We start from the raw sequence: 21,380 nt of genomic DNA on the forward strand, positions 1-21,380 counted from the left end.
CCTCTGTGAAAGCCACCCTCGGCTTGACCCGAATCCAACGTTCGAGGTCGCCCGCATGGTTTTCACAGAGCCTGTTCTGAACGGGTTTCTAAACTCATCGCTGGGAGCAGGGTCTACCTTGCTAACAGGCAATTCGTCATTTTCACTCTCTAGACTGCCCCAGCCTCCGACCGGATGGTGCATTTTGACTTCTTTATAGGGGACTTCGATGTCCGTACGACGCACACGCAAAGACGATGGCAGCCAATGGACAGTTGCGGACAGCCGCAGTGTTTACGGGATTCGCCATTGGGGGGCCGGGTATTTCGCGATCAATGAAGCCGGTCGCGTCGAAGTCCGTCCGAACGGTCCCGACAGCTCGCCCATCGACCTGTTCGAGCAAGTCGACCAGTTGCGCCAGAGCGGCCTGTCGCTGCCCTTGCTGGTGCGCTTCCCCGACATCCTGCAAGACCGTGTGCGCCAGCTCACCGGCGCCTTCGACAGCAACATCGCGCGCCTGGAATACCAGAGCAAGTACACCGCGCTCTATCCGATCAAGGTCAACCAGCAGGAAGCGGTGATCGAGAACATCATCGCCACCCAGAACGTCTCCATCGGCCTGGAAGCCGGTTCCAAGCCGGAGCTGCTGGCGGTCCTGGCCCTGGCGCCGAAGGGCGGGACCATCGTCTGCAACGGCTACAAGGACCGCGAATTCATCCGTCTGGCGCTGATGGGCCAGAAGCTCGGTCACAACGTCTTCATCGTCATCGAGAAAGAGTCCGAAGTCGGCCTGGTGATCGAAGAGGCCGCGACGCTCAAGGTCAAGCCGCAGGTCGGCTTGCGCGTGCGCCTGTCATCCCTGGCGTCGAGCAAGTGGGCCGATACCGGTGGCGAGAAGTCCAAGTTCGGCTTGTCGGCCGCGCAACTGCTGTCGGTGGTCGAGCGTTTCCGTGCTGCCGGCCTGGACCAGGGCATTCGCCTGCTGCACTTCCACATGGGTTCGCAGATCGCCAACCTGGCGGACTACCAGCATGGCTTCAAGGAAGCGATCCGTTACTACGGTGAGCTGCGCAACCTCGGCCTGCCGGTGGATCACATCGACGTCGGCGGTGGCCTGGGCGTGGACTACGACGGCACGCACTCGCGCAATGCCAGCTCGATCAACTACGACATGGACGATTACGCCGGTGTCGTGGTCGGCATGCTCAAGGAGTTCTGCGATGCCCAGAGCCTGCCGCATCCGAACATCTTCTCCGAAAGCGGCCGCTCGCTGACCGCTCACCACGCCATGCTGGTGGTGCAAGTGACCGACGTCGAGAAACACAACGACGACGTGCCGGTGATCGACAACAAGCAGGAACTGCCGGAAACCGTGCAATGGTTGGTTGACCTGCTGGGCCCGACTGATATCGAGATGGTCACCGAGACTTACTGGCGCGCCACCCACTACATGAGCGACGTGGCGACCCAATATGCCGACGGCAAGCTGACCCTGGCCGAAAAAGCCTTGGCCGAGCAATGCTATTTCGCGGTGTGCCGTCGCCTGCACAACTCGTTGAAGGCGCGCCAGCGCTCGCACCGCCAGGTGCTGGATGAGCTCAACGACAAGTTGGCCGACAAATACATCTGCAACTTCTCGGTGTTCCAGAGCCTGCCGGACACCTGGGCCATCGGCCAGGTGTTGCCGATCCTGCCGCTGCATCGCCTGGACGAAGAGCCGCTGCGCCGCGCCGTGCTGCAAGACCTGACCTGCGACTCGGACGGCAAGATCAAGCAGTACGTCGACGAGCAGAGCATCGAGACCAGCCTGCCGGTTCACGCTCTCAAGCCGGATGAAGACTATCTGCTGGGCATCTTCCTGGTGGGTGCCTACCAGGAAATCCTTGGTGACATGCACAACCTGTTCGGTGACACCGACTCGGTGAACATCTACCAGAACGCCGATGGCAGCGTGTACCACGCCGGTATCGAAACCCACGACACCATCGAGGACATGCTGCGCTACGTGCACCTGTCGCCGGAGGAGTTGATGACTCACTACCGCGACAAGTGCGCCAGCGCCCGTATCAGCGCCGCCGAACGTACCCAGTTCCTCGATGCCTTGCGCCTGGGGCTGACGCGTTCCTCCTACCTGTCTTCCTGATGAGTCATGAGTATTCGCTGAGCAAAGAACTCCCTTTGTGGCGAGGGGATTTATCCCCGCTGGGTCGCGAAGCGGCCCTAAATGCCGACAACCGGTGTGTCAGGCAGATTGAGTTGGCTGCTTAGGGGCTGCTGCGCAGCCCAGCGGGGATAAATCCCCTCGCCACAAGATTGCAGCGAGGCTCACCTTTTTTACTGATCGGCAATGCCCTCCAGGGCTGTCAGAAAATGCACCGCATGCTGCGGGTTTTTTCGGACAGTCCTGAAGGGCATTTTTATGTGTGCCGCCGCTGTTTCCGCACATCGGTGCGTTTAACCGGCGATGTCCTTATTTCGTGTAGTCCCTTTCCTAACTTGTACTTGGCCCCTCTACTCGGCCATGGCTCTCGGCGAGAATCCCCGACCGCCCCTCCTGTAGAGAAACGCCGATGTCCGATCCAGCCAGCGAGCCAGCCTTTCGTCTGGAGATAGCCGGTCTGCCCGAGCCTGTTGACGTCGTGGCCTTCACGGGTAGCGAAGCGATCAGCGAACCCTTCGTCTATGAAGCGCAGCTGTCGTTGCGCGACGCGAACCTGGACCTGGCGGGCCTGTTGTACCGCAGCGTCTGGTTGAGTTTCGGGGCCCCGGGCCGAGGTGTTCATGGGCAGCTTCATGAGTTGGTCCAACACAGTCATGGCGCCGGCTGCCAGGTGCGTATCGGGCCGAAGCTGGCCTGTCTGGCGCAGCGATTCAGCCAGCGGGTTTTCAGCGCCCGCTCGGTGCCGCAGATCATTCGCCAGGTGCTCAAGGCCCATGACATCATTGGCCGCAGCCTGTGCCTGGATTTGAGTGGTGATTATCCACCGCAGGATTTCTGTACCCAGTATCGAGAGTCGGACCTGCAGTTCCTGCAGCGCGTATGCGCCCAGGCGGGTATCCACTTTCATTTCGAACACACCCGGGACGGGCATTGCCTGGTGTTCGCTGATAATCCACACAGTTTTCCCCCTGCCGGTAAGGCGGTCTACGCGGACGACGACCCGATTGCCGCGGTGCGCTCGTTCAGCGTGCAAACCGATGTGTCGGAGGAGCAGGTCGCCCAGGGGCGCAGCGACTTGATGAGCCTGCACGGCGGTCAGGTGCTGAAGCTGACGGGCCATCCGTTTGCCGACTGGAACCGGCGCTGGCTGCTGACGAAGGTCGAGCACCGCGCACAGGCGGGGGTGTACGGCAATCATTTCAGGGCCATTCCCCGGGGCGTGCTGTTCGTGCCGGAGGAGGTCCCGGTAAAACCGCGCATGGTGAGCCGGCAACGTGGCTGGGTCGTGGCGGTGGACGAGCCGTCGGAGCTGGGAGCGGGGCGCGTGGCGGTGCAGTTTGACTGGCTCTACCAGGGCGAAGGCGCGAGCCCCAGTCATTGCTGGCTGCCTTTGGCGCCCGAACTGGTCCCGGGCATGGCGGGCGCCTTGAGTGACGGCACCGAGGTGCTGGTGAGCTTTATCGAAGGCGATCCGGATCGGCCAATGATCAGTGCATTTCTGGATGCGCCTGCCTCAGTAGAGATTGTGGATGAGTCATCCACAGGCGAAACGCGTGGGCCATCGGTTGCCGATCCGTTTCTGTTGTCTGCAATCCGGGATGCCGAGCCGCTGGTCTTGTTGTGCTTGTTGCCCGAAGGCGGGCCTTTCAGCCCCTGCTCCCAGCCACTGTGCACCTGCCGTATGCTCATGCGGCGTGGCGCGAGTGTCGCTCGATGAACGCCGCGCCCCTGTCTGGATCACCGCCGCAATGGCTGCTGCTCGACGTACCGAGTGCGCCTGGCGCTGCGCGGCTGGTGCGCGCGCAGTTCGCCAAGGCCCGGTGCTTTGCCTTGTTTGAAAACACCGAGCTGCATGGGTTGCGAGAGCACGGTCCGCTGTTGGTGGATCTGCGCCATTCGCCTGCGCTGGCCAGCCTTTGTCACCTGGACCCAGGTTCCTGGCCGGGGCTGTTGTTGGTCAGCCCATCGCCCGCTGCGCAATTGCTGGCGCATCTGCGGCGCATGCTGACGGTGACCCTGGGTCTGCACCACAAAGCTTTGTTGAGCTACTACAACCCGTACATCGCCAGCTATTTCTTCGACGGTTGCGACCCTCAAGAACTCAGTTGCTGGCTGGGCCCGATCAGTTTGTTGCGCTGGTTTGGTGGCACCTGGGCCGACCGGGCGATCGGCAGCCAGGGTTGGCAACAACTGTCCAACCCTGGGCTGCCGGTGGCGGCGCTGGAGAAAGAGCATGGGCTCAGCGACCGGCAGCAGGACCAGTTGCAACGGTGCCTGCTGGAGCGTCACGCCTGGCAATGGTGCCGCTCCACCGGATGTAATTACCAGCGGCTCTGGGGGGATTTGCAGCAGGGCCTGACGCTGGGGTTTACCGAGCGGGCGGTGCTCGATGACTGGCTGTGGCTACGCCTGCAATACCCCGATGCCCGGCCAGTGCCTGGCCTGGTGGGTGGTTCGCAGCGCGAGCGGTTCGAGCATCTGCGCCGGCGCTGGCAGGGCAGCCAGGATTGAGCGTTAGTGGGCTGATGCGCCGAGCCAGCGATCGTGCCGCTGCAAGTGCCAGGCGAAAGCGCCGAGGGTCAGGCTGCGCAGGGCCATGAACAGCAGGAAGGTTATCCATAGCCCATGGTTGCCCAGCCCTTGCAGCGCCCAGGCGATGGGCAGCACCAGCAGCAGGGTCAGCAGCATGCCGTTGCGCATTTCCCGGGCACGGGTGGCGCCAATGAACAGCCCGTCGAGCAAGTAACTCCAGACCGCAATCAGCGGCAAGGCGGCCAGGTAGGGCAGGTAGTGATAAGCGGTGGCGCGCACGTCAGGAATGTCGGTCTGCATGTCGATGAACAGGTGGCCGGCGAGCAGGAACAGCAGTGCAAAGCCCAGGCTGGCGATCAACGACCAGCCGCACGCCACCACCAGCGAGCGACGCAGCGCCAGGCGGTCGCGCGCGCCAATGGCATGGCCGCACAGCGCTTCGACGGCATGGGCCAGGCCGTCCAGGGCATGGGCTGTCAGCAACAGGCCGTTGAGCAGCAAGGCATTGGCCGCCACGGTCGCATCCCCCAGGCGTGCGCCTTGCACGGTGATCAGGAAAAACACCGCTTGCAGCACCAGGCTGCGGATGAAAATGTCCCGGTTCACCGCCAGTAGCGGACGCCAGCTCTGCCACACCCCCAGGGCGCCCCAGGCAATCTGTCCAGGCCAGGCGCGGAGTGTGTGACGAGCCAGGGCCAGGCCGACCAGCGCACCGGTCCACTCGGCGATCACCGACGCCCGGGCCGAACCGGTCACGCCCCAGTCCAGGCCGATCACGAACCACAGGTTGAGGGCGATGTTGATCAGGTTGGTCACCAACAGGATCGCCAGCGGGGCCCGGGCATTCTGGGCACCGAGGAACCAGCCTACCAGCGCATAACTGGCCAGCGCCGCCGGCAGGCCGAACAGCCGGGTGTGAAAGAAATCCTGGGTCAACTGGTTGAGCTCGGCGGACGGCTGCATGAAGTGCAAAGCCACGCCACTCAACGGCACGCCGACGGCACCGAGCAGTACCGCCAACCCCATCGCCAACAACAGCCCTTGCAGCAGCACTTGTCGCAACGCCGCCCCGTCACCGCGCCCGGCAGCCTGGGCGGCGAACCCGGTGGTGCCCATGCGCAGGAAACCCATGGCCCACGCCAACACCGTATACAAACTCGCCCCGACCGCCACCGCGCCCAACTGATGGGCATGGGGCAAATGGCCGATGACGGTACTGTCCACCAAGGCCACCAGCGGTACGGAAATGTTCGAGAGAATCATTGGCGCAGCCAGCGCCCAGACCCGGCGATGGGTAAGGCGGTCGCGCCAGTCGGTGGTCAGGTTGGACATGCGGGCTCCTTGATGGAGCGCGATTGTAGCGGGTTCCTGAATTGATCGTGCCCGGTGCGGAGGGGAACACGCAATTCTCCAAAGTGACTTCGGACTCATTGTGGCGAGGGAGCTTGCTCCCGCTCGGCTGCGAAGCAGTCGTAAAGCCGGCTGGCGCGATGTGTCTGGAAGATTGCGTCAGCCCATTTGGGGCGGCTTCGCCACCCAGCGGGAGCAAGCTCCCTCGCCACAGGTGCTTGTGTCCGGCGCGGGCTCTGTGGTGGGGAGCGATCCGAGTGCTAGTGGATAATCCAGCTCAACAACCACAACCCCAGCACCAGCCAGATGATGCCCATGACGATCGAGGCCCGCATGAACGCGCGGATCGCCGAGTAAAGCAACATCAGCCCGAGGATCAGCGCGATGATGCTGATGATCGAGGTGTCCATGCCCAGGGTACGTGACAGCCCATCGACAAAATTGCCGCCGGCATTGGCCAGGGTGTTGAAGAGACCGCTGAGCAGGTCGACGATGAAACGGATCACCGAACCGAGCGCCTGGCCGAGCCATTCGAAAAAGCTTTCTGCCTGCATGTGTGCATCCTGATGGGAGGGGATCTGAGCTGAGCCGTTGGCTCCTGATTGTAGGAGCTGTAGCGGCCGAGTTGGTTCGATTATGGGGCAAACTGTCGCTTCGTACCGAGACTCTTGCCTTCCCAGGTCATCCCCCTGAAGCTATGCGCATTCAGGAGAACCCGATGAACCTTGTTGAACTGACCGAACGCCTGCATGCCATTCGTGACCGTAACGACTGGCGGCAATTCCACAGCCCGAAAAACCTCGCCATGGCCGCCAGTGTGGAAATGGCCGAACTGGTGGAGATTTTCCAGTGGCTGACCGAGGACCAGTCGCGCCAGTTGCCGGCGGACAAACTGGCCCACGCCGGGCAGGAGGTCGGTGACATCGTGTTGTACCTGTTGCTGCTTTGCAGCGAACTGGGCCTGGACATGGACGCCGTGGTGCGCAGCAAACTGGCTGACAGCGAACGGCGGTTCGGCCAATGAGCGACCGTCATTTCGATCAGCTCGCCACGCGTTTTGCCGAAAAAATCTACGGTGGGGCCAAGGGCGCGATCCGCCTGGCGGTGCTTCAGGCCGATCTGCTGGAAGCCTTGCCACAGCGTCCATTGCGCGTGCTGGACATCGGCGCCGGCCTGGGCCACATGTCGTTGTGGCTGGCCGAACGCGGTCACCAGGTGACCCTGGCCGAGCCGGCCGAGCCCATGCTCGAAGGCGCCCGCCAGCGCTTTGCCGAGGCGGGCCAGAGCGCCACGTTCATCCAGGCGCCGTGGCAGGACCTGCTCGGCCAGCTCACCGAACCTTACGACCTGGTGTTGTGTCACGCGGTGCTGGAATGGCTGGCCGAACCTCACGCGATCCTGCCAGTGCTGCATCAACTCACGGTCCCTGGCGGCTGGCTGTCCCTGGCATTCTACAACCGCGACGCGCTGGTCTATCGCAACCTGCTCAAGGGGCATTTTCGCAAGTTGCGCAAAAATGACATGGCCGGCGAAAAACAGAGCCTGACGCCGCAACAACCTCTTGATCCACGAGAGTTGGCGGCGCAACTTGAAGGCCTGTGGCAGGTCGAAAACCAGAGTGGTGTGCGGGTTTTCCATGACTATATGCCGGTGGAGTTCCAGGGACGCGTGGAGCTTGCGCAGTTGCTGGAAATGGAACTGGCCCACCGTCGCCATCCGGCGTTTGCCGGGTTGGGACGTTATCTGCACTGGATCTGCCGTCCAGTGTGACCGGAGAGTGAAATGAAAGGTCGTTCAGGGTTGTTGATGCTGTGCCTGGGACTGGCGGCCTGCCAGGGCAGCAACCCCTATGTCGCCACGTCCAATCCACTGCCACCGGCGCCGGCCGAGGCCGCCACGGTGTTCGACCGCAGCGCTTACCCTGCGCCGCCCCGTGACTATGGGCGCTATCGCAGTTGGGCCTGGCGCGACGGGCGCCTGCCGTCGGGTTCCGCCTGGGCGGATTCGGCCCAAGTGGCCGAAGCGGTGAGCAATGCCCTGGACCAGCGTGGCCTGCGCCCGCTGCATGACAACCGGCCCGCCGACCTGTTCGTCAGCGCCGACCTGCGTCTGGAAACCCGCGTGCGCCAGGTCCGCGACGACTACGATGCCGGTTACTACGGCGGCTATAACCGTTATGACCGCTATGGCCCGGGTTATGGGATGTACCATCCGGTGCCGATGGTGCGCACGTATCAGGAGCAGGTCGTGGTGGTGCGGGTGGATCTGTTCGATGCCCGCACGGGGCAACCGGTATGGAGCGCCAGCGCCGAGACCGGCCAGCGGGGCAGTCAAAGCGAGCGCACCGATGCCATTCGTGCTGCAGTGGAAAAAGCCATGTCGGCGTATCCTCCAAGTTGATTACGCAACGGAGTAAAACCATGTTTCGCCGTCTTGCTCTACTGGCCTTCACCCTATTGTTGGGCGCTTGTGCCTCTAATCAGGTCAACCATGATTTCGACACCAGCCGCGATTTCGCGGCGTATCGCAGTTGGAGCTGGAAAGACCCGGCGCTGCAATATCGCCCCGATGACCCTCGCATCAAGAGCGACCTGACCGAACAGCGGATCCGCCAGGCGGTTGCCGATCAACTCGACCAGCGCGGCTTGCGTCCGGCGGCTGGCGGGCATGGCGATGTGCTGGTCCAGGCCTATTTGATCGTCGAGGACCGCCAGCAGCAGGTCACCACCCACTACGGCGGCGGCTGGGGCGGCCCTTGGAATGGCTATTGGGGCGGGCCGATGTACAACGAAACCCGCAACATCAGCTACAAGGTCGCCACCGTGCAGATCGACCTGCTCGATGGCAAGGACGGCAAGCTGGTGTGGCGTGGCAGTGACGAACAACTGCTCAGCAACTCCCCCAACCCGGCTGACCGCAACACCGCCGTGCGCGAGACGGTTGGGCGGATCCTGTCCAACTACCCGCCGCGCTGAGCACGGCGAATTCAAGATGGGGGGAGGCTGAGCCACTGCCATCGCGAGCAAGCTCGCTCCCACATTAGGGGGGGCTGCTCAGGTCACCGGCCGCCACTCTCCCACCATATGCTCCAGCGCCCCGGTCCCCACCAGTTGCAGTTGTCCACTGGATCCCGCCGCGCTGGACAGCAGGGTCACTTCGCTGGGCAGGCGTACCGGTTTCTTGAAGGTCACCTCGATCTCGATGTTGGCCTCGGGCAGGTGGTCATCCAGCGCCGCGAGGGTCCTGGCCTTGTTCCACAAGCCGTGGGCGATGGCGGTGGGGAAGCCGAACAGCCTGGCGCTGATACCGCTCAGGTGAATCGGGTTGTAGTCGCCAGACACTTTGGCATATTGCCGCCCGATGTCTGCCGGTGCGGTCCAGTGCGCGACTTCAATCAAGGGCAGGCTGGCCTGCGGTGAGTCCTCCACAAGTGCCCCGTCGAGCTGGACGCCTTTGCAAAGCATCTGGCTCTGGGCCTCCCATAGCGGCCCCAACTGGTCATCGAGGCGGGTCACCAGGTCGAATACCGCGCCCTTGGGGTGGGCTTGAAGATTCTCGACATTGACGCTGGCACGCACTTGGCCAACCCCGCCCATGGGCCGCAATAGACGAATGCGGTTGCTCAAGTGGATCAGCCCCAGCAGTGGGAATGGAAAATTCCGCGCGGTGAGCAATTGCATTTGCAGGGCAAACGCCAAGACGTGGGGATAGGTCGGCGGCAGCAGTCCGTTATCGACGAACCCGCAGACTTTGCGATAGGCCGCCAGGCGTTGCGGGTCGACCTGAAGCACTTGACGCAGCCCCTCCTCGGGCAGGGTCGTTCCGGTGACCTTGCGCCGTGTCGCCGCTTTCGAATAAAGCCCGGACATGGAGGGCGGGCTGCTGACTTCATGCCATTGGATCGTCATGGTCACGCTCCCAGAAGGCTTTGCCCGCATACCCGCAGGGCCTGGCCGGTCACGGCACCCGTGCCCGGTTGCGCCAGCCATGCAACGGCTTCGGCGACATCCTGGGGCAGGCCGCCCTGGCCCAGGGAACTCATGCGCCGCCCGGCTTCGCGTAGCGCGAAAGGAACCTCGGCGGTCATGCGCGTTTCAATGAAACCCGGCGCCACGGCGTTGATGCTGATGCCCCGTGGTTGCAACAACGGTGCCCAGGCCTGGGCCAAGCCGATCAGCCCGGCCTTGCTCGCCGCATAGTTGGTCTGCCCACGGTTGCCGGCAATGCCGCTGATGGAGGCCAGCAGCACGACGCGGCCATTGTCGTGCAGGGTGCCGCTGTCGAGCAGGGCCTTGGTCAATACTTGCGGGGCATTGAGGTTCACGGCCAGCACCGCGTCCCAGAATTCCGGGGTCATGTTGGCGAGGGTCTTGTCCCGGGTGATGCCGGCGTTGTGCACCAGGATATCGACGCCGTCGGGCAGGTGCTCGATCAGCTGTGCCGCGGCATCTTGGGCGCAGATGTCCAGCGTGACGCTGCGCCCGCTCAAGCGAGCGGCCAGGGCGTCGAGGTCGGTCTTGGCCTGCGGCACGTCCAGCAGGATCACATCGGCGCCATCACGGGCCAGGGTTTCGGCGATGGAAGCGCCGATCCCGCGGGCTGCACCGGTGACCAGTGCCTTGAGCCCAGTCAGTGGTCGGGTCCAGTCCTGGACCTGGGTGTCACAGGCGTTGAGGCGAATGACCTGCCCGGAGATGAAGGCGCTTTTGGGCGACAGGAAAAACCGCAATGCGCCTTCCAGCTGGGCTTCGGCGCCGTCGCCGACGTACAGCAGTTGCAGCGTCCCACCGTGGCGCAGCTCTTTGGCCAGGGAACGGCTGAAACCCTCCAACGCCCGCTGGGCACTGGCGGCGAATGGGTCGGCAAGACTTTCCGGCGCGCGACCGAGGATGACGACATGGGCGCTGTGGTCGAGGTTTTTCATCAGCGGCTGGAAAAATTCCCGCAACTGCTTGAGCTGGTCGATCGGCAGCAAATGGCTGGCGTCGTACACCACCGCCTTGATTTTCGGGCCATGGCCGGGGATCCACTCGGTGGCCAGGGTCGGCTCGCCGCCGTAGATGAAGATGGTGTCGGTCAGGCGCTTGGCAAACGTGCCGATCTGTTCGGTCAACGGCCCGCCGCCCAGTAGCAATGCGCCTTCGATCGGCCGCAGGCGCCCGGCCTGCCAGCGTTCCAGGCGCACCGGCGATGGCAGGCCGAGGGACCCGACCATGCGCCGGCCAATGGGCGAATTGGCGAAGTCGATATAACGGTCAGACATGGAACACACTCCGGCTGATGAGGTTCCAAGTGTGGACCATGATTGGCAATCAGTCGTTCGATTGGCGAGATAAAGCCTAAGCTTGAGCGGGAGCGCTTTTTTCCAGGGCACCGAATTCCTGTGGGAGCAAAGCTTGCTCGCGATGCAGACACCGCGTTTTTCAGGTAGGTCGCGTCATCGTTCATCGCGAGCAAGCCTTGCTCCCACAGGGTTCGGTTGAGTCTTCATAGGGCACTAGACCTACACAGGGGAGTTCTTCATGACACAACTACGCCGCGTCGCGATCATCGGTGGTAACCGCATTCCGTTCGCCCGCTCCAACGGGGCCTATGCCACCGCCAGCAACCAGGCGATGTTGACGGCTGCCCTCGAGGGGCTGATCGAACGCTACAACCTGCATGGCTTGCACATCGGCGAAGTGGCTGCCGGTGCGGTGCTCAAGCACTCCCGGGATATGAACATGACCCGCGAATGCGTGCTCGGCTCGCGGCTGTCACCGATGACGCCGGCCTATGACGTACAGCAGGCCTGTGGCACCGGGCTGGAAACGGTGCTGCTGGTGGCCAACAAGATCGCCCTGGGGCAGATCGACAGCGGTATTGCCGGCGGCGTCGACACCACCTCGGATGCGCCGATCGCGGTCAATGAAGGCCTGCGCAGGATCCTGCTGCAAGCCAATCGCGCCAAGACCACCGCCGACAAGATCAAGACCTTCCTGCAGCTGCGTCCCCAGCACCTCGTCCCCGACCTGCCGCGCATCAACGAACCGCGCACCGGCCTGAACATGGGGGAGCATTGCGAATTGATGGCCCAGACCTGGCAGATCCCCCGGGAGGCGCAAGACCAGTTGGCCCTGGAAAGCCATCAGAAAATGGCCGCGTCCTATGCCGAAGGTTGGCAGAACGACTTGATGACACCGTTTCTTGGCCTGACCCGGGACAACAACCTGCGCCCGGACCTGACCCTGGAAAAACTCGCTGCCCTCAAGCCGGCCTTCGAAAAAAGCGCCAAGGGCACAATGACGGCGGGCAACTCCACGCCACTGACCGATGGCGCTTCGTTGGTGCTGCTGGGCAGCGAAGAGTGGGCCAAGGCCCGAGGCCTGCCGATCCTGGCGTACCTGCGCGACGGCGAAACGGCGGCGGTGGATTTCGTCAATGGCGCCGAAGGACTGTTGATGGCCCCGGTCTACGCCGTGCCGCGGTTGCTGGCGCGCAACGGCTTGACCTTGCAGGACTTTGACTACTACGAGATCCATGAAGCGTTCGCCGCCCAAGTGTTATGCACGCTGAAGGCCTGGGAAGACCCGGACTACTGCAAGACGCGCCTGGGCCTCGACGCGCCACTCGGGTCCATCGACCGCAGCCGGTTGAACGTCAAGGGCAGTTCCCTGGCCGCCGGGCACCCGTTTGCCGCCACGGGCGGGCGCATTGTCGCCAACCTCGCCAAGTTGCTTGATGCCGCCGGGCGAGGTCGCGGCTTGATCTCCATCTGCGCCGCCGCAGGCCAGGGGGTGACGGCGATTATCGAGCGTTGAGGACCGCGCCGTCCTGGCGGGACGCCAGTTCCCGGTGATGGCTGGCGTAGCGCTCGGCGAGGATCGAGCAGACGATCAACTGCAGCGGGTGATAGATCATGATCGGCAGCAGGATCAGCCCCAGGCCGGGATGGTTGCCGAAAATCAACGCCGCCATGGGCACTCCGGCGGCGAGGGATTTCTTGCTGGCACAGAACACCGCGGCAACCTCATCGGCGCTGCTGAAGTGCAGGGCGCGGGCGGTGCGGGTGGTCGCCCACAAGATGATCGCCAACAGTACGGCACTGCCAAGCACTGCGCTCAAGAGCACACCGTGGCCTTGCTGTTGCCAGATGCCGGATACCATCGAGTTGCAGAACGCCGCGTAGACCAGCAGCAGGATCACCAGCTTGTCGATGATGCTGGTGTAGCGTTTATACCGACCGAAAAAGCCGGCCAGCCAACGCCGCAGGAACTGCCCCAGCACCAGTGGCAGCAGCAACATCAGGCACAGGTCGAGCAAGGTTGACCCCAGGTCGATACCTCCGGCGCCGCTGCCGACCACGAAACTGACCAGCAGCGGTGTCAGGAAAATCCCCAGTACGCTGGACAGGCTCGCGTTGAGAATCGCCGCCGGCACGTTACCGCCGGCACTGCCGGTCAGCGCCACCGAGGAAGAAATCGTCGAGGGCAGGGCGCATAGGTAGAAGAACCCCAGCATCAGCAGCGCGGGCACATGGCTGCCGACTAGCCAGTGGCTGATCAGCCAGATCAATGGAAACACGCCAAAGGTGAAACCCTGCACCATCACATGCAGGCGGATGTTCTTCAAACCGTGGCGGATCTGTTCGCCGGACAGGTTGACCCCGTGCAGGAAGAACACCACGAAGATGCCGATGTTGACCACCCATTCGGCATGCATGGCACCGCCCGTGGCGCCAAAGGTGGGAAAGAAGTACGCCAGCAGCGTGGCGAGCACCATGCCGCACAGGAACCAGTCGGTCACCATGCGTTTGAGGTGTCTGAGGATATGCATAGGGCACCGCATGTTGTAAGAAAAGTCGACTTAGCCTAACGTCGTCCTCATCAGTCGTCTTGCGACATAAGGCCAATCAATGCCGCCTAACGGACACCAGCAGCTGGAACGACGTATCCCCGACCTGGCGCAATTGCCGAGGCCGCTGTATGCCCGCGTCGAAAGCTTGAGCGCCGGTTCCTGGACGCAAGCCCATCGTCATGACTGGGTGCAATTTTCCTACGCCATCAGCGGCGTTCTCGGCGTACACACCGCCGCGGGTAGCTTCTTTGCCCCGCCACAACGGGGCATCTGGATCCCGGCCGACCTGGAACATCAGGTGGTGACCTCCACCCGGGCGGAAATGCGCAGCCTGTATGTCCATCGTCACGCCTGCCCCTGGGCCGATGAACGCTGTCGGGTGCTGGAAGTCACGCCACTGGCCCGTGAGTTGATCAAGGTGTTCTGTCAGCTTCCGGTCGATTACCCGCAAGGCGATACCCAGGAACAACGGTTGGTGCAGGTGTTGCTGGACCAACTGGCGACCCTGCCGGAAGTGGGATTCTCCCTGCCGCTGCCGCGACATGCCCGTCTGCTGGGGCTGTGTAACGAGTTGATCGAACAGCCTGAGCAGAACGTCACCTTGCACGCCTGGGCTGAGCGTCTGGGTACGTCGGAAAAAACCCTGATGCGCCTGTTTCAGCGCGAGACCGGCCTGAGCTTTCGCGCCTGGCGCCAGCGCATGCGCCTGTTGTCGTCCCTGGGGTCGCTGGAGCAGGGCGACAGCGTCACCAGCGCTGCGTTGTCCTGTGGGTATGATTCAACGTCCGCGTTCATTGCCGCGTTCAAGGGGATGTTCGGCTTTACGCCGGGGGAACTGTTCAAGCATTGAGTCGTCGCATCGCTTACAACCGACGGTAGGCACGGCTGTCAGCTCTTGTCGCAAATGCCTTCGCATTCAGTTGCCAACGCCAAGTCCGGTCTCGGCTATGATTCGGCTCGGTCGATTAATCAGGCACATTGTGTGCATCGCAAGTTCATAGGTCGGCAACCCCTCCCCGTGGAGGAAGGATTGCCGTATAACGACTGTCATTCGCGTGTTTGGTAATAAAGGACCCACAATAAAAGCTGATGAAGACTCCAAAACGCATTGAACCCCTGATCGAGGACGGTCTGGTCGACGAGGTGCTGCGCCCACTCATGAGTGGTAAAGAAGCAGCTGTTTATGTGGTGCGCTGCGGCAACGAGCTACGTTGCGCGAAGGTCTACAAGGAGGCGAACAAGCGAAGTTTTCGTCAGGCGGCCGAATATCAGGAGGGCCGCAAGGTCCGCAACAGCCGTCAGGCCCGGGCCATGGCCAAGGGCTCGAAGTTCGGGCGCAAGGAAACCGAGGACGCCTGGCAGAATGCCGAAGTGGCGGCACTGTTCCGCTTGGCCAGCGCGGGTGTGCGCGTGCCCAAGCCATACGACTTCCTTGAAGGCGTGCTGCTGATGGAACTGGTGGCCGACGAGTACGGCGATGCAGCGCCGCGTCTGAACGACGTGGTGCTGGAGCCGGACCAGGCCCGGGAATATCACGCCTATCTGATTTCCCAGATTGTGCTGATGCTGTGTACCGGTCTGGTGCACGGCGACCTGTCGGAGTTCAACGTCCTGCTCACGCCGACCGGGCCGGTGATCATCGACCTGCCGCAGGCCGTGGATGCTGCGGGTAACAACCATGCTTTCAGCATGTTGGAGCGGGACGTGGGCAACATGGCGTCCTACTTCGGCCGGTTCGCTCCGGAGCTCAAGCGCACCAAGTACGCGAAGGAAATGTGGGCGCTGTATGAAGCCGGCACCTTGCATCCGGCCAGTGTGTTAACCGGCGAGTTCGACGAGCCGGAAGAGCTGGCGGATGTCGGCGGGATCATGCGCGAGATCGAGGCCGCGCGCCTGGACGAGGAACGTCGCCAGGCCGTCCGCGCCGCCGATGATGCCCCGCCGGGCAAAGCTGAAGAGCCGCCTCCGCCTTGGATGCAATGATCGGTTGACCAGAAACCCGGCCAAGGCCGTAATGCTGTTCACTTGAGGCCATCGCCAAACCCGTGGCGAGGGAGCTTGCTCCCGCTGGGCCGCGAAGCGGCCCCCTAAACCTGCCAAATGCGCAGCGTCAGACACACCGCTCCCGTCGGTTTACGACTGCTTCGCAGCCGAGCGGGAGCAAGCTCCCTCGCCACAGGTTCCTCATTTTCTTGAATGAATAGCATTAGGCCAAGGCCGGGTTTTTTTTAGGCACTGCAAAATCCTAGACCCACCGCAGTCCCCCTGTGGGAGCGAGCTTGCTCGCGATAGCGGTGGATCAGCTTGCATCCATGTTCAATGTATCGCCGTCATCGCGAGCAAGCTCGCTCCCACTGGGAATGTCAGAGGGGGGCGTTTTCCTGGCAGCACCCCGACGCCAGTTCCTTGAGGATCGGGCAATCCGGACGGTGGTCGCCGTGACAGTGTTCCACCAGGTCCTGGAGGGTGTCGCGCAGTTCGGCCAGTTCGCGGATTTTCTGGTTCAGCTCATCGATGTGTTGCCGGGCCAGGGCCTTGACGTCGGCGCTGGCGCGCTGGCGGTCTTGCCAGAGGGTCAGCAATTTGCCGACCTCTTCCAGGGAAAACCCCAAGTCGCGGGAGCGCTTGATGAACGCCAGGGTGTGCAGGTCATCGGCGCCGTAGATCCGGTAGCCGCTGTCGGTGCGATGGGCGGCCTTGAGCAGGCCGATGGACTCGTAGTAACGGATCATCTTCGCGCTCAGGCCACTCTGGCGGGCCGCTTGGCCGATGTTCATCGCTTGTCCTCCAACTGCTTGGGTGTCCAGAACTTCAACAGTAACGCATTGCTGACCACGCTGACGCTCGACAACGCCATGGCCGCGCCGGCCAGCACCGGGTTGAGAAAACCGAACGCCGCCAGGGGGATGCCGATCAAGTTATAGACGAACGCCCAGAACAGGTTCTGGCGGATCTTGGCGTAGGTCTTGCGGCTGATATCCAGCGCCGCCGGCACCAGTCGCGGATCGCCGCGCATGAGGGTGATGCCCGCGGCATGCATCGCCACGTCGGTGCCGCCGCCCATGGCAATGCCGATATCGGCGGCGGCCAGGGCTGGGGCGTCGTTGATGCCGTCGCCGACCATCGCCACTACCGAGTGTGTTTTCAACTGCTGGACGATGGCGGACTTATCCGCCGGCAGCACTTCGGCATGGACCTGGGTGATCCCCAGCGCCTCGGCCACCACCCGGGCGCTACCCCGGTTATCGCCCGTGAGCAAGTGACTGGCGATGTGGCGCTCATTGAGGGCCTGTACGGCAGCGAGGGCGCCGGGCTTGAGGGTATCACCGAAGGCGAACAGGCCCAGCACCCGAGGCATCGCGCCTTGTTCGATCAGCCAGGACAACGTGCGACCTTCGGTCTCCCAGGCCTGTGCCGACTCGGCCAGCGAGCCGGGGGCCAGGCCCAGTTCGTCCAGCAGACGGCGATTGCCCAGGGCCAGGCGATGCCCGTCGAGGCTACCGGTAATGCCGCGTCCGGCCAGGGACTGGCTGTCGCTGACATCCGCCACGTCCAGGCCGCGCTCGGCGCAGGCATCCAGTACGGCTTTGGCGAGCGGGTGTTCGCTGCCGCGTTGCAGGGCGCCGGCCATTTTCAGCAGCGCGTCTTCATCACCTTCCAGGGCCGTCAAGTGGGCGATGCGCGGTGTGCCGGAGGTCAGGGTGCCGGTCTTGTCGAACACCACGGTGTTGACTTCATGGGCACGCTCCAGCGCCTCGGCGTCCTTGATCAGAATCCCGTGACGCGCGGCCACGCCGGTGCCGGCCATGATCGCCGTGGGCGTTGCCAGGCCCAAGGCGCAGGGGCAGGCGATCACTAGCACGGCGACGGCGTTGATCAGCGCGGTTTCCAGTGGCGCACCGTACAGCCACCAACCGATGAGCGTCGCCAGGGCCAGCGCCAGCACCACCGGTACGAACACCTGGCTGACTTTATCCACCAGTTTCTGGATCGGGGCCTTGGCGGCCTGGGCGTCTTCTACCAGGCGGATGATGCGCGCCAGGACGGTTTCGGTCCCCAGGGCCAGCGTGCGTACCAGCAGCCGACCTTCGCCGTTGATGGCGCCGCCGGTGACTTTGTCGCCGGGCTGCTTGGGCACCGGCAGGCTTTCACCACTGATCAGCGCTTCGTCGGCGTGGCTCTGGCCTTCCAGTACTTCGCCGTCCACCGGGAAGCGTTCGCCGGGCTTGACCAGCACCAGGTCATTCAAGCGCAGGGCACTGATGGCAACATCCCGCTCCTGGCCATCGATCACCTGGATCGCCCGTTCCGGACGCAAGGCTTCGAGGGCGCGGATGGCGCTGGCGGTTTGTCGCTTGGCGCGGCTTTCCAGATATTTGCCGAGCAGTACCAGGGCAATCACTACGGCCGAGGCTTCGAAGTACAGGTGCGGCATGCCGCCAGGGCGGGCGATCACCCATTCATAAAGGCTCAAGCCGTAGCCGGCGCTGGTGCCCAGGGCCACCAGCAGGTCCATGTTCCCGGCACCGACACGCACGGCCTTGAAGGCGGCGACGTAGAAACGCGCACCGAAGATGAATTGCACCGGCGTCGCCAGGGCGAACTGCACCCAGGCCGGGAGCATCCAATGCACGCCGAACGGCTGCAGCAGCATCGGCAGTACCAGCGGCACGGACAGCGCAATCGCCAGCGCCAATATCAGGCGCTCACGGTTCAGACGGTTGGCCTGCGTGTCGGCGGGCTGTTCGGCCTGCCAGACAGTGGCGTCATAGCCGGCGCGCTTGACCGCATCGATCAGGTTTTGTGGATCCACCTGGCCGAGCAGTTCGAGGTGGGCCCGCTCATTGGCCAGGTTGACGCTGACCCTGTTCACACCGTCGACTTTGCCCAAGGCGCGTTCGACCCGGCCGACACAGGAAGCGCAGGTCATGCCTTCGATGTTCAGTTCCAGGGTGTGCACCGGAACGCTATAGCCTGCCTGTTCGACGGCCTGCTTCAAGGCCGGCAGGCTACCTTCGGGGGCCTGGACACGCGCCAGTTCCGTCGCCAGGTTGACGCTGACGGCGCTGGCACCGGTGACTTTGCTCAAGGCCCGCTCGACCCGTCCGGCGCAGCTGGCGCAGGTCATGCCGGCAATGGGTAGATCGAATGTGGTGGATTCGGACATCGGTCACGCTCCCTGTAGTGAATGACTACAGGATCAACCTTGCCATGTTGGCAAGGTCAAGCGCCAATCCTCTGTGGGAGCGAGCCACAAGTTCAAGTGGCGTGTCAGTAACCGAGCCCCGCCTGCTTGAGGTACATGCCTTGTTCATTCATGGCGATGCGGAACTTCAGAATGTCACCGGCCTTGAGGGTGATGTTCTGCGACCCTGGCGCGAGCATGCCCGGGTTGCACCCCTGTGCCTGGCTTGGCAGCAACTTCAGGCGCAAGGAGAACTGGCCCGGCGGCAGGTTGAACGAGGTGCTTTGCTCCTGGAACAGCCTGGCCGAGAGCTGATCCTGGATGTAGATGCCGATTTCGCAACTGGTCGCCACTTCCAGGCGCTCGCGAGAAATGATCAACACGCCGTAGTCTTCGCCGGCGGCCGATGCCTGGGGCGCCACCGCTGAAAAACCGAGCATGCAAAACAGGCTGAACGCTGACCAGCGCATGGCTGAACCTCCGGTGTTAAATCCTTGATGTGTGCAGCTTGGCTGAGCGCGATGCCGATTGCCAGCCCGGCAGTTTTTGTCAGAACTTGACCTTGCCATGATGGCAAGCTTGAGACTGCTGGCAACCTCAATCCCAAGGAGTTATCTCATGCAAACTTTCAATGTCCAGGGCATGTCCTGCGGTCACTGTGTCAAGGCCATCACCCAGGCGGTCAAGTCCAAGGACCCGGCGGCCGATGTGCAAATCGACCTGGGCGCCAAGACTGTCCAGGTCCAGAGTTCGTTGCCGGCCGATGCCGTGCTCGCGGCCATCAAGGAGGAGGGCTACGAGGCCAGCCCTGCTTGAAGTTTTTTAATCGTTAGCGACCTACCGGAATGTTCAAGAGCGTCCGGCACGGCTAGACTGTCGGGCTGTCGAACGACGCCTGAGCTGGACGCCCGATGAACCTCCGTACCATTCTGATTCTTGGCGCCTTGAGCGCTTTCGGTCCCTTGGCGATCGACTTCTACCTGCCTGCCTTTCCGGCGATGGCCACGGCCTTCGGTACCGATGAAAAACACATCCAGTTGACCCTGGCGGCCTATTTCCTCGGCTTGTCCATCGGACAACTGGCCTATGGGCCGGTGGCGGACCGGTTCGGGCGGCGCATTCCGCTGCTGACTGGCGTCGGCCTGTTCACTCTGGCCTCCCTGGCCTGCGCCTATGCGCCGAGCCTGGAATGGCTGATCGGCGCCCGTTTCGTCCAGGCCCTGGGTGGATGCGCCGGGATGGTGATCTCGCGGGCGGTGGTCAGCGACAAATGCGATGCGGTGGGTTCGGCCAAGGTGTTTTCGCAGTTGATGCTGGTGATGGGCCTGGCGCCGATTCTCGCGCCGATGCTGGGCGGGTTGCTGGTGAACCTGCATGGCTGGCAGTCAATTTTCATTGCCCTGACCCTGTTCAGTGCATTGGCGTCGACGGCGGTGGCCTTGTGGCTGCCGGAAAGTTTGCCGGACTATGTGCCTCGGCAACCGTTGTCGGGGGCGTTGCGCCAATATGGCCGGTTATTGACCGACGCTGTCTTCCTCGGCCATGCGCTGACGGGGGGTATCGCTATCGCTGGGATGTTTGCCTACATCGCTGGTTCGCCTTTCGTCTTTATCAAGCTCTACGGTGTACCGGCCGAACATTTCGGTTGGCTGTTCGGCACCAACGCGGCGGGCTTCATCCTGGTTGCGCAGGTCAACGCCCGGCTGCTGTCCAAGCGCGGCCCGGCGTTCCTGCTGAGCCGCGCGGTATGGGTCTACCTGGGCGCCGGGCTGAGCTTGCTGGCCGTCAGTTCATTGCAACCTGCGCAGTTGTGGCCGTTGCTGGTTCCACTGTTTATCTGCATCGCCAGCTTGGGTTGCATCCTTCCCAATGCCTCGGCCTGCGCCATGAACGGGCAGGGCGCCCGGGCCGGCAGTGCTTCGGCGATGCTGGGATGCCTGCAGTTTTCCGTCGCCGCCGGGGCAGCCTCGTTGGTGGCGGCGCTGCATGACGGCACCGCCGTGCCAATGGCGCTGGTCATCAGCCTGTGCGGGCTGTTGGTGGTGGGCGCAGCGATGCTGACTCGTCGCCTGCAAAATGCCCGGGCATTGGCCCAGGCCAGTCGCGAGGGCTGACTCAGCCGACCGCGCGCTGCTGTTGTTCGGGGAAATGATGGGGCGCGAGGATCCGCGCTTGCAGGGTGCTGGCGAAGGCCTGGGCTTCGGCCTCGGTACGGAAGGTGACGACGTGCTGGTCAAGGCGCACTTGCCACTGGGATTTTGCCACTTCTTTTATCAGGATCTTCATTGCTGACCTCCTCACGAAAAGATTGCGTTGCAAAGGCCTCGAGTGTAGACC

General features: G+C 63.1%; 21 protein-coding genes. 12 read left to right on the forward strand and 9 right to left on the reverse strand.

All coding sequences use genetic code 11. The annotated features are described in order from the left end of the window. Positions 1–208 precede the first annotated feature (208 nt). From speA to BLU76_RS09475, 3 genes are all read left to right on the forward strand, one after another. Complete coding sequence (gene speA, locus BLU76_RS09465; protein WP_014336393.1) at positions 209–2,122, forward strand: arginine decarboxylase; 1,914 nt, start codon at positions 209–211, stop codon at positions 2,120–2,122. A gap of 427 nt (positions 2,123–2,549) precedes the next feature. After that, positions 2,550–3,857 carry a type VI secretion system Vgr family protein gene (locus tag BLU76_RS09470; protein ID WP_092222516.1) on the forward strand — a complete coding sequence of 436 codons (1,308 nt, stop codon included), beginning with the start codon at positions 2,550–2,552 and terminating at the stop codon, positions 3,855–3,857. Continuing rightward, entirely contained in the window at positions 3,854–4,651 is a 798-nt protein-coding gene (locus tag BLU76_RS09475) for a DUF4123 domain-containing protein (protein ID WP_092147082.1), read from the forward strand. Before BLU76_RS09470 ends, BLU76_RS09475 begins: the two co-directional genes overlap by 4 nt. 3 nt (positions 4,652–4,654) lie before the next feature. On the opposite strand, the gene BLU76_RS09480 is transcribed toward BLU76_RS09475, so the two are convergent. Both BLU76_RS09480 and BLU76_RS09490 read right to left on the reverse strand, forming a co-directional pair. Then, positions 4,655–6,004 carry an MATE family efflux transporter gene (locus tag BLU76_RS09480; RefSeq protein ID WP_092222518.1) on the reverse strand — a complete coding sequence of 450 codons (1,350 nt, stop codon included), beginning with the start codon at positions 6,002–6,004 and terminating at the stop codon, positions 4,655–4,657. Positions 6,005–6,282: 278 nt separating this feature from the next. Next, positions 6,283–6,576 (reverse strand): hypothetical protein, encoded by a 294-nt coding sequence (locus tag BLU76_RS09490; protein WP_018607618.1) that lies wholly within the window; start codon positions 6,574–6,576, stop codon positions 6,283–6,285. 164 nt (positions 6,577–6,740) lie between these two features. On the opposite strand from BLU76_RS09490, the gene BLU76_RS09495 reads away from it, so the two are divergent. From BLU76_RS09495 to BLU76_RS09510, 4 genes are read left to right on the forward strand one after another with little or no spacing between them, the layout of a single operon-like run. Further along, the gene (locus BLU76_RS09495) at positions 6,741–7,046 is read left to right on the forward strand and encodes a MazG-like family protein (protein ID WP_003186192.1); all 306 of its coding nucleotides are present in this window, start codon (positions 6,741–6,743) and stop codon (positions 7,044–7,046) included. Next, positions 7,043–7,792, forward strand: a complete 750-nt coding sequence (locus BLU76_RS09500) for a methyltransferase (RefSeq protein WP_063323105.1) — start codon at positions 7,043–7,045, stop codon at positions 7,790–7,792. The genes BLU76_RS09495 and BLU76_RS09500 overlap by 4 nt, the downstream gene beginning before the upstream one ends. Positions 7,793–7,804: 12 nt before the next feature. Next, positions 7,805–8,422: a DUF4136 domain-containing protein gene (locus BLU76_RS09505; RefSeq protein ID WP_063323104.1), complete on the forward strand. Its 618-nt coding sequence runs from the start codon at positions 7,805–7,807 to the stop codon at positions 8,420–8,422. Between the two features lie 20 nt (positions 8,423–8,442). Beyond that, positions 8,443–8,997 (forward strand): DUF4136 domain-containing protein, encoded by a 555-nt coding sequence (locus BLU76_RS09510; RefSeq protein ID WP_092147088.1) that lies wholly within the window; start codon positions 8,443–8,445, stop codon positions 8,995–8,997. Positions 8,998–9,075: 78 nt separating this feature from the next. Here the strand turns inward: BLU76_RS09510 and BLU76_RS09515 are convergent, their stop codons facing one another. Next, positions 9,076–9,930, reverse strand: a complete 855-nt coding sequence (locus BLU76_RS09515) for a MaoC family dehydratase (RefSeq protein WP_092222520.1) — start codon at positions 9,928–9,930, stop codon at positions 9,076–9,078. Between the two features lie 2 nt (positions 9,931–9,932). Next, positions 9,933–11,285, reverse strand: a complete 1,353-nt coding sequence (locus tag BLU76_RS09520; RefSeq protein WP_092222522.1) for a 3-oxoacyl-ACP reductase — start codon at positions 11,283–11,285, stop codon at positions 9,933–9,935. Between the two features lie 259 nt (positions 11,286–11,544). Between BLU76_RS09520 and BLU76_RS09525 the strand changes: the two genes are divergently transcribed. Beyond that, positions 11,545–12,822: an acetyl-CoA C-acetyltransferase gene (locus BLU76_RS09525; RefSeq protein ID WP_063323100.1), complete on the forward strand. Its 1,278-nt coding sequence runs from the start codon at positions 11,545–11,547 to the stop codon at positions 12,820–12,822. Here the strand turns inward: BLU76_RS09525 and BLU76_RS09530 are convergent. Beyond that, positions 12,809–13,837, reverse strand: a complete 1,029-nt coding sequence (locus tag BLU76_RS09530; RefSeq protein WP_092222524.1) for a bile acid:sodium symporter family protein — start codon at positions 13,835–13,837, stop codon at positions 12,809–12,811. The genes BLU76_RS09525 and BLU76_RS09530 overlap by 14 nt on opposite strands. A 79-nt stretch (positions 13,838–13,916) precedes the next feature. Here BLU76_RS09530 and BLU76_RS09535 point away from each other — a divergent pair, with 79 nt between their 5' ends. Further along, positions 13,917–14,708: an AraC family transcriptional regulator gene (locus BLU76_RS09535; RefSeq protein WP_072340309.1), complete on the forward strand. Its 792-nt coding sequence runs from the start codon at positions 13,917–13,919 to the stop codon at positions 14,706–14,708. A gap of 239 nt (positions 14,709–14,947) precedes the next feature. After that, complete coding sequence (locus BLU76_RS09540; RefSeq protein WP_079301706.1) at positions 14,948–15,841, forward strand: PA4780 family RIO1-like protein kinase; 894 nt, start codon at positions 14,948–14,950, stop codon at positions 15,839–15,841. Between the two features lie 380 nt (positions 15,842–16,221). Here BLU76_RS09540 and cueR read toward each other — a convergent pair whose 3' ends face one another. The 3 genes from cueR to BLU76_RS09555 form a co-directional block, all read right to left on the reverse strand. Further along, positions 16,222–16,635: a Cu(I)-responsive transcriptional regulator gene (gene cueR / locus BLU76_RS09545; protein WP_063323097.1), complete on the reverse strand. Its 414-nt coding sequence runs from the start codon at positions 16,633–16,635 to the stop codon at positions 16,222–16,224. After that, positions 16,632–19,025 (reverse strand): heavy metal translocating P-type ATPase, encoded by a 2,394-nt coding sequence (locus BLU76_RS09550; RefSeq protein WP_092222526.1) that lies wholly within the window; start codon positions 19,023–19,025, stop codon positions 16,632–16,634. Before BLU76_RS09550 ends, cueR begins: the two co-directional genes overlap by 4 nt. 104 nt (positions 19,026–19,129) lie before the next feature. Next, positions 19,130–19,513: a hypothetical protein gene (locus BLU76_RS09555; protein ID WP_092222528.1), complete on the reverse strand. Its 384-nt coding sequence runs from the start codon at positions 19,511–19,513 to the stop codon at positions 19,130–19,132. A gap of 148 nt (positions 19,514–19,661) precedes the next feature. Between BLU76_RS09555 and BLU76_RS09560 the strand changes: the two genes are divergently transcribed. Together BLU76_RS09560 and BLU76_RS09565 are read left to right on the forward strand one after the other, a co-directional pair. After that, on the forward strand, positions 19,662–19,859 hold the full coding sequence (locus BLU76_RS09560; RefSeq protein WP_092222530.1) for a heavy-metal-associated domain-containing protein: 198 nt from the start codon (positions 19,662–19,664) through the stop codon (positions 19,857–19,859). A gap of 95 nt (positions 19,860–19,954) precedes the next feature. Continuing rightward, positions 19,955–21,157, forward strand: a complete 1,203-nt coding sequence (locus BLU76_RS09565; protein ID WP_063323093.1) for a multidrug effflux MFS transporter — start codon at positions 19,955–19,957, stop codon at positions 21,155–21,157. A gap of 1 nt (position 21,158) precedes the next feature. Here the strand turns inward: BLU76_RS09565 and BLU76_RS31475 are convergent, their stop codons facing one another. Beyond that, a complete protein-coding gene (locus tag BLU76_RS31475) occupies positions 21,159–21,329 on the reverse strand; it encodes a hypothetical protein (protein WP_170845930.1) in 171 nt (56 codons plus the stop codon). Positions 21,330–21,380: the final 51 nt, after the last annotated feature.

Origin of the sequence: Pseudomonas sp. NFACC08-1, assembly GCF_900106735.1 — a bacterium.
GTDB classification, from domain to species: domain Bacteria; phylum Pseudomonadota; class Gammaproteobacteria; order Pseudomonadales; family Pseudomonadaceae; genus Aquipseudomonas; species Aquipseudomonas fluorescens_Q.